This is a genomic window from Pseudomonas sp. FW305-70, from assembly GCF_058783925.1.
On the sequence record NZ_JBYSYZ010000011.1, the window covers coordinates 68,141 to 89,068 of the forward strand.

The 20,928-nt window shown below is 57.9% G+C and carries 14 protein-coding genes; 5 read left to right on the plus strand and 9 right to left on the minus strand.

Annotated elements, in window-relative coordinates; all coding sequences use genetic code 11:
• Window positions 1–135 precede the first annotated feature (135 nt).
• The 4 genes from AC3WN7_RS11050 to AC3WN7_RS11065 all read right to left on the minus strand — a co-directional run bounded on the left by AC3WN7_RS11050 (window position 136) and on the right by AC3WN7_RS11065 (window position 7,653).
• Window positions 136–1,101 (minus strand): HlyD family secretion protein, encoded by a 966-nt coding sequence (locus AC3WN7_RS11050; protein WP_102673808.1) that lies wholly within the window; start codon window positions 1,099–1,101, stop codon window positions 136–138.
• Between the two features lie 4 nt (window positions 1,102–1,105).
• Entirely contained in the window at window positions 1,106–1,306 is a 201-nt protein-coding gene (locus AC3WN7_RS11055) for a DUF1656 domain-containing protein (RefSeq protein ID WP_102673807.1), read from the minus strand.
• Complete coding sequence (locus tag AC3WN7_RS11060) at window positions 1,296–3,431, minus strand: FUSC family protein (RefSeq protein WP_102673806.1); 2,136 nt, start codon at window positions 3,429–3,431, stop codon at window positions 1,296–1,298. Before AC3WN7_RS11060 ends, AC3WN7_RS11055 begins: the two co-directional genes overlap by 11 nt.
• A gap of 85 nt (window positions 3,432–3,516) precedes the next feature.
• Window positions 3,517–7,653, minus strand: a complete 4,137-nt coding sequence (locus tag AC3WN7_RS11065; RefSeq protein WP_146022365.1) for a hypothetical protein — start codon at window positions 7,651–7,653, stop codon at window positions 3,517–3,519.
• A gap of 386 nt (window positions 7,654–8,039) precedes the next feature.
• Between AC3WN7_RS11065 and AC3WN7_RS11070 the strand changes: the two genes are divergently transcribed.
• The 3 genes from AC3WN7_RS11070 (at window position 8,040) to AC3WN7_RS11080 (ending at window position 12,376) form a co-directional block, all read left to right on the plus strand.
• Window positions 8,040–9,095, plus strand: a complete 1,056-nt coding sequence (locus AC3WN7_RS11070; protein WP_095966725.1) for a tetratricopeptide repeat protein — start codon at window positions 8,040–8,042, stop codon at window positions 9,093–9,095.
• 111 nt (window positions 9,096–9,206) lie between these two features.
• Window positions 9,207–10,709, plus strand: coding sequence for an ATPase domain-containing protein (locus AC3WN7_RS11075; RefSeq protein ID WP_095966724.1), 1,503 nt, complete (start codon window positions 9,207–9,209; stop codon window positions 10,707–10,709).
• Window positions 10,706–12,376: a response regulator gene (locus AC3WN7_RS11080; protein WP_102673804.1), complete on the plus strand. Its 1,671-nt coding sequence runs from the start codon at window positions 10,706–10,708 to the stop codon at window positions 12,374–12,376. Before AC3WN7_RS11075 ends, AC3WN7_RS11080 begins: the two co-directional genes overlap by 4 nt.
• A 4-nt stretch (window positions 12,377–12,380) precedes the next feature.
• On the opposite strand, the gene AC3WN7_RS11085 is transcribed toward AC3WN7_RS11080, so the two are convergent.
• From AC3WN7_RS11085 to AC3WN7_RS11105, 5 genes are all read right to left on the minus strand, one after another.
• A complete protein-coding gene (locus AC3WN7_RS11085; protein WP_007970583.1) occupies window positions 12,381–12,758 on the minus strand; it encodes a response regulator in 378 nt (125 codons plus the stop codon).
• 77 nt (window positions 12,759–12,835) lie between these two features.
• On the minus strand, window positions 12,836–14,017 hold the full coding sequence (locus AC3WN7_RS11090; protein WP_095966722.1) for a hybrid sensor histidine kinase/response regulator: 1,182 nt from the start codon (window positions 14,015–14,017) through the stop codon (window positions 12,836–12,838).
• Entirely contained in the window at window positions 14,011–14,604 is a 594-nt protein-coding gene (locus AC3WN7_RS11095; RefSeq protein ID WP_102673803.1) for a chemotaxis protein CheB, read from the minus strand. The genes AC3WN7_RS11090 and AC3WN7_RS11095 overlap by 7 nt, the downstream gene beginning before the upstream one ends.
• Complete coding sequence (locus AC3WN7_RS11100) at window positions 14,601–15,434, minus strand: CheR family methyltransferase (protein WP_102673802.1); 834 nt, start codon at window positions 15,432–15,434, stop codon at window positions 14,601–14,603. The genes AC3WN7_RS11095 and AC3WN7_RS11100 overlap by 4 nt, the downstream gene beginning before the upstream one ends.
• Window positions 15,434–18,925: a response regulator gene (locus tag AC3WN7_RS11105; RefSeq protein ID WP_102673801.1), complete on the minus strand. Its 3,492-nt coding sequence runs from the start codon at window positions 18,923–18,925 to the stop codon at window positions 15,434–15,436. The genes AC3WN7_RS11100 and AC3WN7_RS11105 overlap by 1 nt, the downstream gene beginning before the upstream one ends.
• Before the next feature lie 256 nt (window positions 18,926–19,181).
• Here AC3WN7_RS11105 and AC3WN7_RS11110 point away from each other — a divergent pair, with 256 nt between their 5' ends.
• Together AC3WN7_RS11110 and AC3WN7_RS11115 are read left to right on the plus strand one after the other, a co-directional pair.
• Window positions 19,182–19,544: a response regulator gene (locus AC3WN7_RS11110; RefSeq protein WP_102673800.1), complete on the plus strand. Its 363-nt coding sequence runs from the start codon at window positions 19,182–19,184 to the stop codon at window positions 19,542–19,544.
• A gap of 74 nt (window positions 19,545–19,618) precedes the next feature.
• Entirely contained in the window at window positions 19,619–20,914 is a 1,296-nt protein-coding gene (locus AC3WN7_RS11115) for a glycosyltransferase (protein ID WP_102673799.1), read from the plus strand.
• Window positions 20,915–20,928 lie beyond the last annotated feature (14 nt).

Below are 20,928 nucleotides of genomic sequence, written 5' to 3' on the forward strand. Positions count from 1 at the left end.
TGCCTTTTAAAAGGCAATGAATTTTCTTGTAGGAGCGAGCTTGCTCGCGATGGACTCAAGAGCGCGGCGTTTAGTCGGTAAGCACGCGGTATCGTTAACGACCATCGCGAGCAAGCTCGCTCCTACAGAGTGCGGTTATTGTTGGTCTTTGGATTTTTGGTTTTCCTGGACGGTCACGGTGGCCGTGGTCCCCGCCCTGAGTTTGTCTTTACCGGCATAGTCGGCATCGATCTCGATCCGCACCGGCACCCGCTGCGCCAGTTTGACCCAGGTGTAACTGGGGTTGATGTTGGCCAACAGGCGACCGCCCGGCAGGTTTTCCCGGTCGGCAATGGCAAAGGCAATGCTCTGCACTTTGCCGCCGAAGGTTTCGCCACTCATCAACTCGATCCTGACCCGGTCGCCCTCGCCGATCCGCGGCAACTTGGTTTCTTCAAAGTAACCGCTGACATAGAACGAATCGCTGTCCACCAGCGCCAGCAGTGGCCCCCCGGCCGAGGCGTAGTCGCCCTCCCGGGTCAGCAGGTTGGTGACATAGCCCGTCACCGGGGAGACGACATGGGTACGCTGCAGATCGAGCTCCGATTGGGTCAAGGCCGCAATGGCCAGTTGTACGTTGGCCTGGGCCAACACCAGGTTGGCCTGATTTCGCAGCAGATCCGCCTGGGCCACCGACACATCGGTGTTGGCTTTTTCCCACTCTTCGCCGGAAATCGCCGAACGGTCCTTGAGCGTGCGCCGCCGTTGCTCCTCGCTTTGACGTTGCTTGAGCAAGGCCTCGCTGGCGGTAATGGACGCCTGGGCCTGCCCGAGCGAGGCTTTCGACACCTCGACGGCACGCTTGGCATGCTCCACCGCCAGCGTGTAACGCGCCGGATCGATCTCCAGCAGCGCCTGACCCTTGTTCACATGTTGGTTGTCCTGCACGGCCAGGCTGACGATACGCCCCGACACATCGGCGGACAGAGTCACCACATCGGCACGCACCCGGGCATCCCGGGTCCAGGGGGCACGGGTGTAATGCTCCCAGGCGAACCAGCCCAGGACCAAGGCCAGCAGTACCACCGCCAGCGTCGTGAGTCGGGGAAGGATGTTCTTCAAGGCATCAGACTCCCATCACCAGTATCAAGGTGGCGCAGACGCAGACGTACAACGCGCCTTCGAACAAGGCCTCATGCCAGACGAACTGCAGCACACCGAGGCGGCGCAGCACCCAGGCCAGCAACAGGAAAATCGGCAAGCCCAGCAGCAACGCCTGGGCAATCGGGGGCAGATAGGCGCCACCCACTTCCAGATCAATGGGCAAGGACAGGGTCTCCTTCAATGCCGGAGGGTTGAAAGTAGCCGCGATAACGCTCGACGAACGACACCACGATCAACAGCGCCACGCGCATACGGAACACCGACCACAAGCGCTCATGGACATCGGTATGCAGAGCATCCAGTTCGTCACCCAGGGTGTGCAGGCTATCGAGCACCTGTGCCACTTCGACCCCGGGCCGGCCGGCAACCAGCCTGCCCGTTTCCCGGACGGTGGAAAACAGGCGACTTTGCAGATCCGGACTCAACAGTGCGTTGTTCTGCCCCTGCTGCCTGAGCTGATTCATCGCAATCCCCAGTGCCATGCAGGCCAGGCTGACTTGAAAGCGCTCATGGGATTGTGGCTCCTGCGTTGCCGGCAGCAGCCCCAGCATCATGGTCAGGCGATCAACCATGCGGCTCTCGAAAGCAAACTGCTGTTCATCGGTCGGCGCGGTTTTCAGCAAGGCGTACACCTGCTCGCCGTTCTCTTTATAGAGCCGCCCCATGCGCAAATCCGGCCTGAACGGAAAGATCAGCGCATAGACGCTCAACGCCAGCACGGTCGCGCAGGTATAGGCCCCGGCAAATTCGAACCACTGGATGGCGGTGTTTTGACCGATCCCTACGTTCAACGGACCGAGCAGCAGAAAAGTCGTGAGTCCCAGACCAATGCCAGTGCCTGTCGTGGCCGGACTGGCCAGCCCCACCGCAACGGCATAGAGCAAGGGCGCCAACAGCAAGGCAAGCATCTCGAAATTGCTGATCATCGGCACGAACATGAACTGCAGGAGCGCCGAGGCCAGCAGTGCCAGCCCAAATCCCCTCGCGTAGCTTTGCACGGCCAGCAGCGGCCTCGGAAAGGTCGACATCAGCGAGCAAAGGATGCCCACCAGCACCATCCCGCCCCGCGCACCGTCCCAGCCGGTTTCGATCCAGATCAAGCCGCAAATCAACAGCGCGGAAAAAGCCCGGATGGCATTCATGGTCGCCAGGGTGAAGTCCAGATGCAGCGGATTTTCCCGCCCGCGAAACACGCTGCTGGCCGGTCGCCCGCTCTGGATGGCGTCACTCAATTCCAGAATCTGCTCCAGCTGCTGCAGCAGGCGAGCCTGCTCCCAGCGCAGTGACCAGGCCAGCGAGCGCAAGGTGGCCGGCAACGGCTCGGTCAATTGTTCGGCTCTGTAGGCCAGCTCATCAAAGCGTTGTTGCAACGACGTGAAATGATGGCGCTTGTCACTGGACAGCGAACGCCCCTCCCGCGCCAGCTCATCGAGAAACGCCAGTTCTTCGGCCCGCAAACGTTGAATTTCCTCGGGCAACTCGCCCTCCCAACGCTCGGTCAACAGCAGCCGCTGGTGGCGCAGGGCTGTCAACCGCGCGGTCAACAACACCAATTGGTTGCCCAGTAGTTGCACCAGGCCGTTGGCACTGCGCAACCGCGGCGCATCGAAGTACATGTGCCGGCGCACGCCCTCCAGACCGCTGATCTGGCCCAACAGCTGCATTTGTCGCTGCTGGAAATCGGCTTCGCTCTCTTCGGTGCGGATGACGGCACTGGCATGGGTGGCCAGCAACCGGGTGATCTGGTCGATCCTGGCGAAGTAGTCACGGGCGACGGTTTCAGGCCTGGCGGTCAGCAGGCTGACCAGACACACGCAGGCCACTGCCAGCAAGGTCTCGGTGACGCGGGTCACCGCCAGCAGAAACATGCCGTCCTGATCCGGCACCGCCAGCAAGGCCACCACCACGGCGGTGTAGCCGCTGAGGACAAATGCCTGGGAACTGGTATAGCGCAACAAGGTGCCACCGGCGGTGCACAACGCCAGCCACAATGCCAGGGTGGTGATGAACGGCAGCGGAGCCTGGGGAAAGATCGCCATGATCAACACCGCCACGGCTGCCCCCAACGTGGTGCCGATCACCTGGCCAAAACTGCGGGCCAGCACCATGCCGCCCAGTGGCTGGCTGATGATGACCACGGCCATGATCGACCACTTGGGTTGGTCCAGATCGAACAAAAACGCCAGGTACAGGGTCAACAAACCGGCCGCGATGGTTCGCAAGGCAAACAGCAACACCCCGGGGCCGGGGTTGAGCATCGCTTTGAAGTATTGCAGCAGCGCTTGCATGGGAAAGCCTGTCGGACTGTCTCCAGCAAGCGTAGTCATTTGTGCGGCGCCTCGACAGGAATCCCTGCCGAGGCGATATTCAGGTTTATTGGTTGGCTCGCTCGCCGCTCAGAGGGAAAGTAATGCCTGTACTATTAGTTGCTGCTTTCTGCATCGGAAGTTTAACATTTGAACCATGTTTAGGAGTGCTTAGTGCAACACTTCTGCCGATGGCTGTTGGGTTGGGGTAGAAGATCTTGTTAGCGTCATAAGCGCCTAGTATTTTTTCCGGCGGAATGTCATTTGGGTAGTTGATTTCGTAGGCCTTTTTCCTAAGTTTTGAACCAGGATTAGTTGCCAGCTCTTTATTATAATACATATGAAAACCTTCTATATCTCGACCATCAACGACATACGTATATCCTCCTCTTTTGCCCCCATAATAAGCCGCCCCCAGTCTACCACCACTGTAATAAGCAGAGGTTGATATTCCCTTCCCGTCCAGACCAAGTGCGTTTGCATCTCCGCCAAAACCACCCTGCATTCCATTAATCTGCTTTATATCCGTATATTCCTTGCGCAACTTGAAGCCCTCCTCAAAAATTTCGCTTGGCGGACGCATATCCCCTCGCATGACGACCCCCCTATACACATAACCCTTTGATGGCCCACCAAAATACGTCACCCCTGTTCTATCCATTAATTTTTGCGCAACCTTCGGTCCACGATTCAATCGCATAAACTTGTTTGCAGCTCGATGATTTATAAACTTCCAGTCAACCTTTGAAAGTATCTCCAAGATATCCTTCTCCACAGGAGCGACCCATCTAGGTATTTTTTTTACTGCTTCCAGAATGGGATTTTTTGGCTTTTTTTCCGATAAATATTTAGCTACATCATCTGACACACGCCCTGACGAAGCCATCCGCTCGATTACTTCATTGCCAATTTTTTTGTATGAAGACTTGGGAATAGCTTTACCAGCCACTTTCCCTATAAATGGCCCGACAAGTTCGAAAATGGCTCCACGTAACGCATTGGCCTTGTGTTGCGCTGCCAGGCCCGGATCGTCCTCCAGTTCACCTCGTACATAAGTTGCCCCTACCGAGCCAAAGCCTAACAACATCGACATTCCCGCTGCTAGAGCACCAGGGCCAGGAATAAATGCGGTGCACATCGACAGCATGGCAAGTGCATCGGACACCAATGCCAAAATGGCATCTGTCATGCGCTCGGCGAAGGTTGAGGTCAACGTGTCTATGGCAGCCTTGACCTGATCACCTTGTCTTTTGTAAAGCTCCTCATAAATCGCTTCGACATCACTGTCTGGCCATCCAAACAGAATAGGTTCATAGGATAACTTTCCATCTATCTTTTTTGCGAAAAATGAAGGAAGGTTAAATATGTTAAAAAAATCCAATGGTTCCAGTTCTAATTTTTCAGGATCGATAAAACCCAGGCTGTACTTGAAGTCATATTCGCCCCGCCCCAAAAGTTCATTCAGAGCAATTCGCATGGACAAATTACCTCGCAGCTCTGGAAACTGCTCGATTGACTTCGTTCTTTGTCTCAATTCGGGAGGGTGCTCGATCACCGTGCTGTTCCCACCCAAAAAAACGAACAACCCCCCTGAATTACTCCAGTCTTGCAAATAAACGGCGTTACTCACTTTGTGAGGAGTACTGAGACCACCATCACGAATCGAGATCGTTTGCGCCTTGATCTTGCCATCAAGAAACTTCTTTGCAATATTCTTGTTTTGCGCCGTGCCCTTACCTTCCTGCAGGAATACTTTCAGGGCGCGTTCCAGTTCTTTTTGCTTGCCAACCCTCCAAAAATCAAAAACATCTGGCTGTGAAAGTATTCCCTGCGCGTGCTCGTTATACAATTCCAGAAGATCCATCTCGTCAACTTGCGCAATAAACTGCGACGTGTAACGATCAGGCCACGATATGGTAATTGATTTGCCGTTCGCTTCTTTTTTATGTTGCCCCGTAAATAATTGTGCCAGATTATATCTTTTCCTAATATGCTCTCCAGGCGTGTGCTTCTCTGGCAACCCTCGAAACCAAACTGTGAATTTGGTTTTATAATTCAGCGTTGACTTTATGTCCTTCGGCAGATTCGAACCAGCAATGGTTTCCTCGATGACTGTCCGTATAAAAACTGAAGGATCGGAAACCTTTTGCAGGCCTTCAAGCGTATTGATGAATCTGTCAGCTGCCTGACCAATCGTCATACCAGGAGCTATTTCCTCGTCCGGGCGACCTGTTGCGTGAGCGTTTAATGAGTGTTGTCCCGCCTCAATTAGCCAACGAGCAGAAGCATGTGCGGATACGCCTTTTTCATTTGTTTGCATGTTACCGCCCAGGCTTCGTTTCCTGCGCACGCCACCATGGATGTCATCAGTTTCCACCTGAGCTGAAGCATGCTCCGTGGTTGAACCTCCTCCTGAATATTCCTCGAACTCCTCGAATTCTTCGTGAGCATCGGCAGCCGCCAACTGGATAATTTCTTCGAGATAATCCTGGTAAGTTACATCGGCACTACCCTGGACGGTCTGTTTTAAAAGCGCCTCGATATCTTCTATCAGCTGTGGATCGTCGCCCGGATCAAGATAGTCGGATTCGCTGATACGCTGTAGAACCCTGGCTGCAAAGTCTGGCTGTTCATCAAGGAGCTCAGTGATGCCCTCTATTGTATTTTCATGAACAACGAATGCTTCATCAGGTTCAAAGTCCGGTTTTGAGTTCGATTGTCTTGCTTCGGCAGTTTCGTCATTGGCAGGCAGATGCCAACTGATGTAAAGGTTGCTGATCGCCACGTAGGCAGCAAAGACTCCCACGGCACCACGCGAATTGCGCTCTATCAAGTCTCCCGTTCGGCTCAGGACCGCGACGCCCGTGCTGAGCAAACGCCCACTCATTGCACTCAGCCAATTGCCCAGTTGCTCTCCCAGTGCGTCCATGTCGGGCATACGGGACCAGAATGAATCGGAGGGCAGAGCTTCGGTTGTAGGGCTGTAGACTTGTTCATTCAGCAGAACTTTAACCTCATCCAGCTCTTCGGCATAAGCGCTGTTCCAGGGCGTAATGCTGTTGATGGCCCGGGTTAAAACGCCGTCCAACTGCGCAGCAAACTGTTCGAACGAATGGGAGGCGGCATCGGGTTGATGTCCCGACAAATCAACCGAGGATGCCGGCAGATCTTCGGTTGCCCCCCTGCTCGTCTGGTCGTCTTGTGTCGAAGCCGGTCGACCGATTGCAATATGCCTGCTGTCCAATCTCAACGCCCCGAACGAATCCAGCACATTGCAGACCCACAAAAACCTGGCAGCAACCCCCTCGGTACTGCTCGAACCTTTTGTGCTGACGTTCAAGTAAAAGTCGGCGTTGCGCTCGAATGCCTGCAAGGTCGATAGCAGAGGCGTGGACTTCTCGGTGGTTGGCTTTGCATCTTGCGCGGGTTCCGATGAGTTCATCGGCGTTGAAAATGAAATCGGTCGCCCGAGCAAGCTTTCCAGCCAGCTGGGGCCGATCACCCACTCCAGCCAAGTCTGTTTATCCTCTTCGGCGGGTTCAAGCTGATTGCAGATCACTTCGACCTCTATCGGAAAGCGGTCCGGCCACCGCACACGCTCGCTTTGTAGCGGCTTGCGCAGTTCATCAAGGAACTTGGCCAACTGCTGATGCGCGTCCTTGGGAGAAGGTCGAACAACGCACGCGTCTTCAAGCATCATCAGGGCGCTATTGAGCACGCTTTCACTTGAATGACGAATATAGGTCCGGGCTTGCTGTGTAATCTGCTTGAGGGCTGCCCACTGAGAGTCTGTAAGCACCTCATTGTTTGCCATTCGCTCATTCAGCAGCGCTGTTGAACGATCCAGCTGTGACTGGATAAAGCCCGTCACCCGCTCGGGGTTTAGTCCACTCGTAAACCTGATGTTTTCACCCAGCGCCGCCTGCCATTGGCCGGGCGGCAAATGACAAACCACATCAACTATTGTTTTCAAACGATCGTCGGTCGTCGACCCCGATGGTCGGATCGACCGAAACATTGCGGCTGCAAATAGCCCGGCAATGGCTTTGCCAGTGTTCGTTTGCAAAATACCGCTTCTCAGAACAGCTAGTATTTCTTGCTCGGTAAGAGACTCCGTCTGCAATTGCGCCTTGAGTTCTGACCACTGCTGTTCGAGATCATCCTGACTGGTGAAGCGATCTTCGAAGGCGTTGCGTGCGAGCATTGGGGGTGGAATATCGGCATTAGTGCCCGTGGACCTTGCAGGTGCACGACCGGACTTGTGCAGAACCAGGGGCGTGTTCTCGGTATGCCGGACCTCGTCGAAAACCAACGTTCTATTCATTTGATCGCAGGATAAAGAGGTTGTGGATGGCGCATGTCTGATGCTTGTGACGCTAGGAGGGAGAGGCACTCGGGATTTTCCGTTTCAGTTGACTCAGTTCTCGCGAGGCTACGCACTGTCACGGTAAACGACTTGTAAAAAACGCTACTGAACCGCCCACCAGGAACATGGTGACGGCATCTCAGAGCCACACAGGTTTGACTCCCTTCCCAGACTGATCGAAGCTGGCACTCTTTTGCTGATGCCTCATCTCCCGGATTTTTTGCATGTCCCAGTCCCGCCGCTATCTGTTTATCAGCCTCTTCGCCCTGCTCGTCATCGGCCTTGCATGGTTTTCCCTGCGCGATACCACCCCGGTGGTTCCCGAAGCCATCAAGCACGGTTACAGCGAAGCGCTGGCAGCGGCCCGGGGCGGTCAACCAGGTGCTGCGCGGGTGCTCTATCAGCAGTTGAAGCGTCCGGACCTGTCCCCCAAGCGCCGTGTCTGGTTGCATGCCGAGCTGCCCAATTATCCAAGCTCGGTGGCCCTGAAACTGGCGGATGCCGACTTGCAGAACGAGTCGCCCGAAGTGCGTATCGCCGCGATCAGGAGCGTCAGCGCCCTGGTACCGAACGGCCAGCGCAGTCTTTTGCTGGGGCCATTGCTCGACGACAGCGAACAGAGCGTGCGGCTGGCGGCAATCAATGCGCTGCTGGGGTTGTCCCCGGACGAACTCGGCCTGTATTTCGGGCCGCTGGAGCAAGCCATCGATGCCTGGGAGCTGGTGCTCAAGAGCGAGCCGCAAAGCGCCGAAAACCAATATCAGCTGGCCCGGCTGCACCTGCACAACGCCGAACTCAAGCAAGCGCAACAGGCGCTGGACAATACCCTGCGCCTGGCGCCGGACAACCTGCCGGCGCTGGTGCTGCAAATCGAAGTGCTGGACAAACAGGGCCAGAACGACGCCGCCCGGCAACTATTGGCCAGGCAACTGCAGGCACAGCCCAACTCGGCGTATCTGCAACATGCCCTGGGGCTCTGGCTACTGCATCACGACCAAAGCGAATTCGCCCTGCTCGGCCTGTCCAAGGCCGTTGAGCTTGAGCCGGATAACCGGGATTACCGCTACGACCTGGCGACCACGTTGCGCGGTGAGCAGGAACTCGAAGCGGCGCAGATACAGTTGCAGGAAATCGTTCAGCGCCATCCGAACGATCGCAAGGCACGGGTGCTGCTGATCAACTACTGGAAGGAAAGCGGGCAGCTGCAAAACGTGCAGATCCTGACCGCACAGCTCGAACAGATGAACCCTGATGATCCGTCGTTGCAGCAGGGGCTCTGAATACAAAAAAGGTTGAACGCTCGTCCGGGCCAGGGGTCAAGTGAAAAGGCAGCCCGTTGCGGCTCTTGCAAGTGGCTGCCTCATTGTTCCTGGCCACAAGAGGACTCTTATTTGTCTCTAATCAACGAATTGAACCGTACCAAGGCGGCCACCGGTATCGAAGGCCTTGACGATATCCTCGATGGAGGATTGTCCCGCGGTCATGTGTTTCTACTGGAAGGCGAACCGGGAACCGGCAAGACCACGGTGGCGCTGCACTTCCTGTTGGCCGGCGCGCAAGCCGGCGAGCGCTCGTTGTACATCACGCTGTCCGAAACCGAACGCGAGCTGCGCCAGGGCGCCTTGTCCCATGGTTGGGAGATGGACGACAACGTCCACATCTTCGAGCTGACGCCTCCGGAAAACCTGCTCAATGCCGAACAGCAGCAGACGCTGCTTTATTCCTCCGACCTTGAGCTGGGCGAGGCCACCCGGCAGATTTTCGAAGTGGTCGAACGGGTCAAACCGACCCGCGTCGTCCTGGACAGCCTTTCCGAAATTCGCCTGTTGGCACAGAGCTCGCTGCGCTATCGCCGGCAGATTCTGGCCATCAAACATTATTTCGTGCGTTATGACGCCACGGTCTTGTTGCTCGACGATCTGACCACCGAGTCATTGGACAAGACCGTGCACAGCGTCGCCCACGGCGTGATTCGCCTGGAAGAGTTGACGCCCAATTACGGTGCCGAGCGACGGCGCGTGCGCGTGGTGAAGTACCGCGGCCAGAAATACCGGGGCGGCTTTCATGACTTCACCATCGCCAGCGACGGCGTGCATGTATTTCCGCGTCTGGTGGCCGCCGAACATCGCGGTCAGTACCTGCGCCAGCAATTGACCAGTGGCATCCGGGAAATGGATGCGCTGCTGGGCGGCGGCATCGAAACCGGGTCCAGCACTTTGATTCTCGGTCCGGCCGGGACCGGCAAATCACTGATCTCCATGGTGTTCGCCGCCGCGGCGGTGGCCCGGGGTGAAAAAGCCGCATTGTTCATCTTCGATGAAGAGCTGGGGTTGCTGTACGAGCGCATGAAGAACATCGGCATCGATTTGCAGGCCCTGCAAGACAGCGGCAATTTGCTGGTCGAACAGGTGGACGCCGCCGAGCTGTCTCCCGGCGAGTTCTCCCACCGGGTCCGGCGCTGTGTCGACGAAGGCAATATCAAGACCGTGGTGATCGACAGCATCAATGGCTATCAGGCGGCAATGCCGGAAGAGAACGCCCTGGTGCTGCACATGCACGAGTTGTTGCTGTACCTCAATCGAAAAGGCGCCGCGACCTTCATGACGGTGGCCCAGCATGGCCTGGTCGGCGACATGCAGGCCCCGGTCGACATCACCTACCTGGCCGATACGGTGATCCTGCTGCGTTATTTCGAAGCCCTGGGCAAGGTACGCCGGGCCATTTCGATCATCAAGAAACGCACCGGCAGCCATGAATCGACCATCCGTGAATACCGCATCAGCGCCCAGGGCATGACCATCGGTGAACCGCTGGAAGCCTTCCAGGGCGTACTGCGCGGGGTGCCCACCTATCTCGGGGCGAGCAACCCCTTGCTTGCGGAAGATATCCGGTGACTGCGGTGCTGGCGACACCCGAGCGCACCCTCATCCTTGCGCCGCGAGGGCGTGACAGCCAGATTGCCTTGATGATGCTCAACGAAGCCGGGTTTCATGGGGTGATCAGCCAGGACCTGCCCGGGCTGTGCGCCGAGCTGGAGCTCGGTGCCGGCCTGCTGCTGATTTCCAGCGAAGCGCTGCTGGGTCGTGATCTCGAACCGCTGATCAGGCTGATTGAACAACAGCCCGCGTGGTCGGACCTGCCGATCGTGTTGATGACGCACCATGGCGGCCCGCAACAGAATCCGGCATCACGTTTCGGCCCGCAGTTGGGCAATGTCACCTTCCTCGAACGGCCCTTTCACCCGATCACACTGATCAGTCTGGTTACCACCGCCTTGCGCGGACGGCGACGACAGTACGAGGCCAGGGATCGGCTGATCGACCTGAGCCAGAGTGAATTGCGCCTGCAAAACACCCTCGAAACCCTTGAGCAGCAGGTGGAAGAGCGTACCGCGCAACTGCGTCACAACGAAGAGGCGCTGCGCCAGTCGCAGAAAATGGAAGCCGTCGGCCAGCTCACCGGCGGCATCGCCCATGACTTCAACAACATGCTGACCGGCATCATCGGCAGCCTGGAATTGTTGCGTCGACGCCTGGCCCGGGGGCGTACCGAAGACCTGGACAGCCTGATCGATCTGGGGGTGACCTCGGCCAACCGCGCGGCCGCCCTGACTCACCGCCTGCTGGCGTTTTCCCGCCGCCAGTCGCTGGATTCCAAACCCGTGGAAATGAACGCCCTGGTGATCTCCATGGATGAACTGCTGCAACGCAGCATCAACGAAAGCATTCGCCTGGACATGCAACTCGATGAACAACTGTGGGTGGCCGAAGCCGACCCCAATCAACTGGAAAGCGCCCTGCTCAACCTGGTGATCAACGCCCGCGATGCCATGCCCAATGGCGGCAGGCTGGTGGTCTCTACCTCGAACCGGCACCTTGACGAGGACTTTGCTCAGTCCCAGAGCAATCTCGATGCCGGTGACTACGTCGTGCTCAGCGTCACCGACACCGGTTGCGGCATGGCGCAAAGCATCGTCAACCGCGCCTTTGACCCCTTCTTCACCACCAAGCCCATCGGCCAGGGCACCGGGCTGGGTTTGTCGATGATCTATGGCTTCAGCAAGCAGTCAGGCGGTCATGTCGTCATCCACAGCGTAGTCGGCGAAGGCACCACGGTGAGTCTGTTTCTGCCACGCTTCGGGGGTGATCTGCCTCAGGAGCATCCGGTCAATGTCGGACACTCGCCCTTCGCCAACAATGGCGAGACGGTATTGATCGTCGAGGACGATCCGGCGGTACGAGTGCTGGTCAGCACGGTGTTGAGCGACCTGGGTTATGACTTCGTCGAAGCCTGTGATGGCGATAGCGCGGTGCCGATACTCGATTCGGCCCAGCGCATCGACCTGCTGATCAGCGATGTCGGCCTGCCCGGCATGAACGGCCGGCAACTGGCGGAAATCGGCCGGCAGCTGCGGCCCGATCTCAGGGTGCTGTTCATCACCGGCTACGCCGAGCACGCCGCCGTGCGCGGCGGGTTCCTCGATCCGGGCATGCAGATGATCACCAAGCCGTTCACCTTCGACCTGTTGACGGCGAAGGTGCGGGAGATGATCAGCGCCTGAATGCTTACGAAAGCATGTCCTGCATCAGTTCCTGCAACTTATCCAGATCGAATGGCTTGTCCAGGATCGGCGCCTTGCGCGTGATCGGGCTGTCGGTCTCGCGGATTTCCTGGGCATAGCCGCTGATGAAGATCACCTTGAGTTCCGGTCGCAGCTTCACGGCGGGTTCGGCGATCTGCACGCCGGAGATTCCACCGGGCAGGCGGAAGTCGGTGATCATCATGTCCAGGTGGGGTTTGCTCGCCAGGATTTCAAAAGCCTGTTCGCCGTTTTCGGCCTGCAATACGCGATAACCCTCGCCCGACAGGTAAGCGGACAGCACCATCAGAATCGAGGGATCGTCCTCGACAACGAGTACTACGTCTTGTGCATCTTCGCTCATGGGAAGCCTTTGTTCGGTCAATTGCTGCTGATACGACCGTGGGGTCGATCAGAGGTTGCGTTTATCTGGCTGTTTTCCTACAGCGGCAGACAAACGCGAAACAAGGCGCCCTCGCCAATCCGGCTCTGGACGGTAATTGTACCGCCATGGGCGGTCACGATCTGTTCTGAAATAAACAATCCCAGGCCCAGTCCGGCGACGGCCTGCCTGGCCGATACGCGCTCGAACTGCTGGAATATGCGCGTCTGGTTTTCTTCGCTGATCCCGATCCCCTGGTCGCGCACGTCTACCAGCGCCAGGCCTCCTTCACTGTATACCTTCACCGAGACCGGGCTCTTGGCCCCGTAGCGCAAGGCATTGGTCAACAGGTTGGATATGACCTGTTCAATACGAAATTCATCCCAGTTTCCGATCACCGGTTGCTCGGCATCGAGGCTGACCGACGTCTCGGCGGCGTCGATCTGCCGGGAAAAGTTGTGCAGCAAATCGCGAACCAGCGTCGAAAGATCGAACCGTGTCGGTCGGATCGACAGCTTGCCGGTGCGAATGCGCGAGACATCGAGCATATCCTCGATCAGGCGAATGAGGCTTTTGATCTGCCGCTCGTCGCGGTCGACCATGGCGTGCATCTTGTCCAGGGTGAAGGCGGCGGCGTTGTCCCGGGCCAGGTGCATCTTGCGCAGCTGGGTTTCAAGGATCAGGCCGTTGAGCGGCGTGCGCACTTCGTGGGCGACGATGGACATGAAGTCATCGCGCATGCGCACCGCCTGCTCCAGTTCCAGCTGGGTGTTCTGCAGTTGCTCGAGCAGGGCTTCCTGTTCGCGGCGACTTTGCTCAAGGGCCAGCACTTGTTCCTTCATCGCCTTGCTCTGGCGATACAGGTCGACGAACACATTGACCTTGCTCTTGACCGCGTGGATGTCCAGTGGTTTGTGCAGGAAGTCCACGGCGCCGCTTTCATAGCCTTTGAACGCGTAGTTCATTTCACGCCCGGCGGCGCTGACAAAAACGATCGGGATGTTCTTGGTTTTTTCGGTGCCGCGCATCAACTCGGCCAGCTCGAAGCCATTCATGCCAGGCATCTGCACATCGAGGATGGCCATGGCGAATTCGTGCTGCAACAGCAGTGACAAGGCTTCGTCGGCGGACAGCGCCTTGTACACAATCCGGTCTTCACGCCTGATCAGCGCTTCAAGCGCCAGCAGATTCTCCGGCAGATCGTCCACGATCAGCAGTTTGGCCTGGATATTACTCAGCATGCGATTCGTTCCATCTCGACAAGCAGACGGCCGATGCCGCGTACAGAAAGTATGTGGTCTGGCCGGTGCATATCCAGCGCAGCCTGGGGCATGGTGGCGACCTGAGCCTCTTGCGGGTCTTGCACGACGGTGATGCCACCGCGCTGTTTGACCTGGGCCAGCCCGTGCGCGCCATCGCGGTTGGCGCCTGTGAGCAAGACTGCAACGAGCCCGGCGCCGTAGGCGTCGGCAGCCGATTCGAACAGGTAATCGATGGCGGGACGCGAATGATGCACTCGAGGCTCCAGGCTCAGGGAAAAGCTGCGGTCCCGCTCCACCGACAGGTGATAACCGGGCGCGGCGAAATACAGCGTGCCGGCCTCGACCGAGGTCTTGTCGCACGCCTCCAGCACCGGGATGGCCACCCGGCGGGCAAACACATCCGCCAGCTGGCTGCGGCGTTCGTCCGGCAGGTGCAGCACAACAATGATCGGCAACGAAAAACCTTCGCGCAGCGGGCCGAGGATGTTCAACAGCGCCTCAACGCCACCGGCGGAGGCTCCGATCACGATCGCTTCGATAGCTGGCAGGCTCGTTGCACTGTTCATGTTTTTCTATAGATCCGTTCTTGTTTGACCAACGGCTCGAACTCATCGCCAAAAGACGAGAAATCCGGGGTTTCCTTGCTGCCCAACACCAGGAATCCGCGATGACAGAGGGACTCATGAAACAGTCCGAACGCTCGATCCTGAAGCTTTTTATTAAAATAAATCAATACGTTACGACATGAAATTAATTGAGTTTCGGAGAATACACTGTCCGTCGCCAGGCTGTGATCGGCGAAGGTCACGTTTTCGCGCAGTGTCTTGTCGAAAATCGCGTACCCATAGGCCGCCGTATAGTAGTCGGCAAATGAACACTGGCCACCGGCCTGCTGGTAATTAGCAGTGTAGGCACGGACGTTCTCCATCGAGAAAATCCCCTGCTTGGCTTTTTCCAGAGAGCGCGGATTGATGTCGGTCGCGTAGATGATGGTACGGTCGAGCAAGCCCTCTTCGCGCAACAGAATGGCCATCGAATACACCTCTTCCCCCGTACTGCATCCGGCGATCCAGATCTTGATCGAGGGGTAGGTTCGCAGCAGCGGCACCACTTCCTTGCGGATGGCCAGGAAGTGCGAGGGGTCACGAAACATCTCGCTGACAGGAATGGTCAGCAACTGCAGCAGTTGCATGAAAGCGGCCGGATCGTGCAGGACCTTTTCCTGCAGCGCCGAGATGGTCTGGCACTCGAACTGACTCAACGCATGATTGACCCGACGCTTGATCGACGCGCCGGAGTAATCGCGAAAATCGTAGCTGTACTTGAGGTAAATCGCCTCGATCAACAGGCGCAATTCGATTTCGCTACTTCGCTCCCCTGAAGAATGGCGCTCCACTAGATGCGTTCCATCTTCGGCAACCACACGCGAATCAGCGAAAACAGGCGGTCCAGGTCGATGGGCTTGGCCAGGTAATCGTTGGCGCCGGCTTGCAGGCAGCGCTCCTGATCGTCCTTCATGGCCTTGGCCGTCACCGCGATGATCGGCAATTTGCGCCAACGCGGGACCTTGCGGATTTCAACGGTGGCTTCAAAGCCATCCATCTGCGGCATCATCACGTCCATCAACACCAGATCGATGTCCTCCACTTCATTGAGTCGTTCAATCGCTTCCCGGCCATTACGACCAATGACCACGACTGCGCCCTTTTGCTCCAGCGCGCTGGTGAGGGCGAAAATGTTGCGCACATCGTCATCCACCAGCAGCACCTTGCGTCCTTCGAAGACCCGGTCGCGACTGCGGGCGACCTTGAGCATCTTCTGCCGGTCATGGGACAACTGCGATTCGACTTTGTGCAGAAAAAGTGTCACCTCGTCCAAAAGCCGCTCTGGCGAACGCGCGCCCTTGATGATGATCGAACGCGAATACTTGCGCAGTTCAGCCTCTTCATCGCGGGTCAGGTTGCGCCCGGTATAGACGATGACGGGTGGAAAGGAGCAGATGTCTTCGGTGGACATGCGCTTGAGCAGGTCGTTGCCGAGCATGTCAGGCAGCTTGAGGTCGATGATCATGCAATCGAAGACCGACGCGCGCAGCAGGTCCAGTGCCTCCTGCGCCAGGCCAACGGCGGTGATCTCTATGTCATCGTCGCCGATCAGGCGGGCAATGCTGTCGCGCTGCAGGTCGTCGTCCTCGACCAGCAGTACACGTTTGACCTTCTGGGTCAGCTTGGCCTCCAGGCGCGCAAATACGTCCTTGAGTTCCTCGCGGGTGGTGGGTTTGACCGCATAGCCAATGGCGCCCATGTGCATCGCCGCTTCGACCCGGTCCTCGACCGAAATCACATGCACCGGGATGTGCCGGGTTTCGGCGTGCTCCTTCAGGCGTTGCAGCACGGTCAGGCCGGAATGATCCGGAAGCCGCATGTCCAGCAGGATCGCGTCGGGGATGAAGGCCTTGGCCAGGTCGTAGCCTTCGTCGGCGCCATGGGCCACCAGGCACTGATAACCCAGCTCATGGGCAAGATCGTAGAGGATGTGCGCAAAGTTCGACTCGTCCTCCACCACCAGAATGCAGCGGCTGGTGAACGGCCCCTTGTGGCGATCGTCGTCGAAACGCGCAATGTCGACTTCGGCCACCAATGGCGACAACGTGGGCGGCACTGCATTCGGTACAGCCGCCACCGCAACGGCCCGCATCGGTTCGACAGGCACCTCGCCCGGTTCCACGTACTGCTGCGGCATGACCAGGGTAAACACACTGCCCTGCCCCGGTTTGCTGGTCACGCTGATGGTACCGCCGAGCAGCGCGGCCAGATCGCGGGAGATCGACAAGCCCAGCCCGGTACCGCCGTAGCGCCGATTGGTGGTGCCATCGGCCTGACGGAAGGCTTCGAAAATGCTGTCGTGTTGATCCGCCTCGATGCCGATCCCCGAATCGCGGATGCTGAACGCGATGCCGTCATTCGGCGCCGCAGCGACGGACAGGCTGACACTGCCGCTTTCAGTGAACTTCACGGCGTTGGACAACAGGTTCTTGAGCACTTGCTCCAGGCGCTGGCGGTCGGTGAACAGCATCAGCGGCGCGCCGTCCAGCAAGTCCACCTGGAAATCCAGGTGCTTGTCCATGGCCAACGGCTGGAACAGGCCCCGCAGGCCATCGACCAGGCGTGCCACACTGGTGTTCTCCGGACGGATTTCCAGCTTGCCGGCCTCGACTTTGGAGATGTCCAGAATGTCGTTGATCAGGTTGAGCAAGTCATTGCCGGCGGAGTAGATCGACTCGGCGAACTTCACTTGCTCGGCCGTGAGGTTTTCTTCCGGGTTTTCCGCCAGCAGCTTGGCCAGGATCAACGAACTGTTGAGCGGCGTGCGCAGCTCGTGGGACATGTTGGCGAGGAATTCGGACTTGTACTTGCTCGAACGCTGCAATTCCAACGCGCGCTCTTCGAGCTGGATCTGCGCCTGATTGAGTTCGGAGTTCTTCAGGTCCATGGCGTCGCGTTGCTCAGCCAGCACTTGTGCCTGCTCGGCGAGTTGTTCGTTGGTCTGCTCCAGCTCCACCTGCTGGGTTTCCAGGTGCGCCTGGGACTCCTTGAGCACCCGCGACTGTTCTTCGAGCTCCTCGTTGGTGGTCTTGAGCTCTTCCTGCTGCACCTGCAACTCTTCATTGAGCTGTTGGGTTTCGGCCAACACTTCCTGCAAGCGCTGGCGATAGCGTGCGGCCTCGATGGACGTGCCGATGTTGCCGGCAATCAATTCCAGCAACGCGACATCGCGGTCATCCAGCGGACGCAGGAAACCCAACTCGATCACACCATTGACCCGGTCGTCGTCGCTGGTCGGTACCACCAGCACACTGCGCGGCAAACCGTCACCGAGGCCGGAGCTGACCTTGAAATAATCCCCCGGTACCTCGTCCAGGCGAATCAGCCGCGCCTGCTGCGCCACCTGACCGACAATGCCTTCATCGCTGTAAATCTGCTGCTCGCGCTCTTCCTGTTCGCGGGAAAAACCGTAGCTGGCGATGCGTCTGAGACCGCCGTGGTCTTCCCGAACATAGATCGCCGCCACGGCGGTACCGAGGTACTGCGCGCAAAACTGCAGGATGTTGCGACCCAGCAGGTTCAGGCTCAACTGTCCCAGCACCTGCTCAGCGAGCTCGGTCTGGCCGTTGCGCAACCAGGCCTGTTGCTCCAGGCGCTGGGCACTGGCTTGCTGGGCTGCGAGACTGACGCTGTAGCTTTGTGAAAGGCTGAGCAAATCGCGACGCCCGACATACGCCAGCAAACCACTGACGCCGGCAATGAACAACAGATAGAGGCTGATACTCCAGACAGTGGTGCGCCGCACCTCTTCATTGCGCGTGGTGCGCAACTGTTGTTCGGAGTCGATCACCTCCTCGAACTGCGTGCGAATTTCATCGGTCAGGCGTTTGCCCCGCCCGGCCTTCACCACCGAGCGATAATCACCGCTGCTGCGCTGCAAATCGATCAACGATTGCGCATAGCTGGCCCACTCCTGTTGCAACGCCTGCAAACGCAGCAAGCGGTCGGTCTGCACCGGGTTGTCGGCGGTCAGCTCGAGCAAGGTGTTGAGGGCCACGGCAATCCGCGGCTTGGCGGTTTCGTAAGGGTCGAGGAAGTGCTCGTCGCCACTGAGCAGGAAACCGCGCATCCCGGTCTCCAGGTCCACGGTCAGCTTGACCGCTTCATTGGCGTTATTGATCACCCGGTCGGTGTGTTCCACCCACTGGATCGTCGACAGCAGATAGGTGATCAGCGAAACGAAGAACACCGCGCTGATAAGGCCCAGCCCCAACGGCAGGCTGATATTGCGGCTCAGGAGTTTACGAAATCGTTGCTCATCAACCGAGGACGCAGAGGTCATGGGGCAGGCCTTGTCGAACTGTCAGAATGCAAGGAGTTTGCCCCAAAACTGGCACATGGATCCATTTTTCTGACATGTTTTCGCGCAGAGACCTACATTCCGCTGCGCCCACGCTAAACGACGGGTTATCCTTGCTGACCTGCGTCGCCTGCTTTTTTGCGCCACCTCGGGAACTTGTCTGGATCTGCCACTTACTGATGCAAGAGGCCGGTGATTTCCAGCGACCGGCAATGCCAATCTTTTCAGGAAGTCCACTATGTCATCCGCCAACGCCTACACCATCCTCGTCGTCGAAGACGATGCCATCGTGCGCATGCTGATTGTCGACGTACTGGAGGAGCTGGAGTTCAAGGTGCTGGAGGCCGACGGCAGCGTACAGGCGCTGGAGACGCTCAGGGACTCGAAGCAACGCATTGACCTGATGATGACGGATGTCGGCCTGCCGATCATGGATGGCCGCGAGCTGGCCAAAGAAGCACGTGTCTTGCGTCCTGCCCTGCCCATTCTGTTTGCCAGCGGTTATGCCGAAAGCATTGACGTGCCCGCCGACATGCACGTGATCGGCAAACCCTTCTCCATTGATCAGTTGCGCGACAAGGTCAAAGGCATTCTCGGGTGACCTGGCGATCCACTGTGGTTTAATGCGCGCCGTTTTCGTCCCTGCCCTGTCTTCGCTTCAAGGAAATTCCGTACATGATTGAGCCCCGCGCAACCAAAGTCCTGGTCATTGGTTACGTCTGGCCCGAGCCCCGCTCTTCAGCGGCCAGCGGGCATGTCATGCAGATTCTCGAGGTTTTCCTGCAGCAAGGCTGGGAGATCACCTTCAGCAGCCCGGCAGGTTTCGGCGAACAGCGCGCAGACCTGACGGCACTGGGTATTCGTGAAGTACCCATCGAGCTGAACAACAGCAGTTTCGACACATTCATCAGTGAACTGGCGCCCGACATCGTGCTGTTCGACCAATTCATGATGGAGGAACAGTTCGGTTGGCGGGTCGAGAAGTATTGTCCCGATGCGTTGCGCGTGCTGGAAAGTTGCGACTTGCAAAGCCTCAGGCAGGGTCGGCATCAACGCCTCAAGGAGCGCTTGAAGGCCAGCGAGGACAACAATGACTTCAGCGGCCTGTTCGCCCCGGCGTCGCGTGAAGAGTTTGAACACATGGCCAATACCGATCTGGCCAAGCGCGAAATCGCCTCGTTTTATCGTTGTGATTTGACGCTGATGGTTTCCGAAGTGGAAATCGAATTGCTGGTCGAGCAGTTCAGAATTCCGCGCAACTTGCTGCACTGGTGCCCATTGATGGTCGATCTTCCGGCCGGCGCGCCAGTAGGGTATGAAGATCGCGCGCATTTCCTGCACATCGGCAACTTTCGCCATGCGCCCAACTGGGATGCGGTGCTCTGGTTGAAAACCGCGATCTGGCCGCTGATTCGCGCGCAACTGCCTGATGCGCAGTTGCACATCTATGGCGCGTACACCCCGCCCAAGGCCACTGCCCTGCACAACGCGGCACAGGGCTTTCATGTACTTAACTGGGCAGAAGATGCCTTGCAGGTGATGTCCAAGACGCGGGTGTGCCTGGCACCGCTGCGCTTCGGTGCCGGCATCAAAGGCAAGATCGTCGATGCGATGCTCTGTGGAACACCCAATGTCACCACGCCAGTGGGCGCGGAAGCCATGCACGATCAAGAGCCCTGGCCCGGTGCCATAACCCGTACGGCGCGCGAATTCGCCGACAGCGCCGTGCGGCTTTATCAGGACAAGGCGCAGTGGCTTGTCGCCCAGGCCCAGGCCCGTCACCTACTGAGCAGCCGCTACCCGCAGTCCACCCATGGCCCTGCGTTGATCGAAAAGCTGATCGAATGCCAGAGGTATCTGCCACAGATCAGGCGCGATAACTTTACCGGCAGCATGTTGCGCCATCATCAACACAAAAGTACCCAGTACATGGCGCAATGGATCGAGGAAAAAAATCGCAATCAAGCATAAATTTTGTAGCGCTC

What these genes read in the sequence shown, in the direction of transcription:
- AC3WN7_RS11090 (WP_095966722.1), bottom strand. Translation starts at nt 14,017, where the DNA reads ATGCTGAGTAATATCCAGGCCAAACTGCTGATCGTGGACGATCTGCCG.
- AC3WN7_RS11070 (WP_095966725.1), top strand. Translation starts at nt 8,040, where the DNA reads ATGTCCCAGTCCCGCCGCTATCTGTTTATCAGCCTCTTCGCCCTGCTC.
- AC3WN7_RS11065 (WP_146022365.1), bottom strand. Translation starts at nt 7,653, where the DNA reads ATGCTCGCACGCAACGCCTTCGAAGATCGCTTCACCAGTCAGGATGAT.
- AC3WN7_RS11105 (WP_102673801.1), bottom strand. Translation starts at nt 18,925, where the DNA reads ATGACCTCTGCGTCCTCGGTTGATGAGCAACGATTTCGTAAACTCCTG.
- AC3WN7_RS11115 (WP_102673799.1), top strand. Translation starts at nt 19,619, where the DNA reads ATGATTGAGCCCCGCGCAACCAAAGTCCTGGTCATTGGTTACGTCTGG.
- AC3WN7_RS11085 (WP_007970583.1), bottom strand. Translation starts at nt 12,758, where the DNA reads ATGAGCGAAGATGCACAAGACGTAGTACTCGTTGTCGAGGACGATCCC.
- AC3WN7_RS11060 (WP_102673806.1), bottom strand. Translation starts at nt 3,431, where the DNA reads ATGCAAGCGCTGCTGCAATACTTCAAAGCGATGCTCAACCCCGGCCCC.
- AC3WN7_RS11110 (WP_102673800.1), top strand. Translation starts at nt 19,182, where the DNA reads ATGTCATCCGCCAACGCCTACACCATCCTCGTCGTCGAAGACGATGCC.
- AC3WN7_RS11095 (WP_102673803.1), bottom strand. Translation starts at nt 14,604, where the DNA reads ATGAACAGTGCAACGAGCCTGCCAGCTATCGAAGCGATCGTGATCGGA.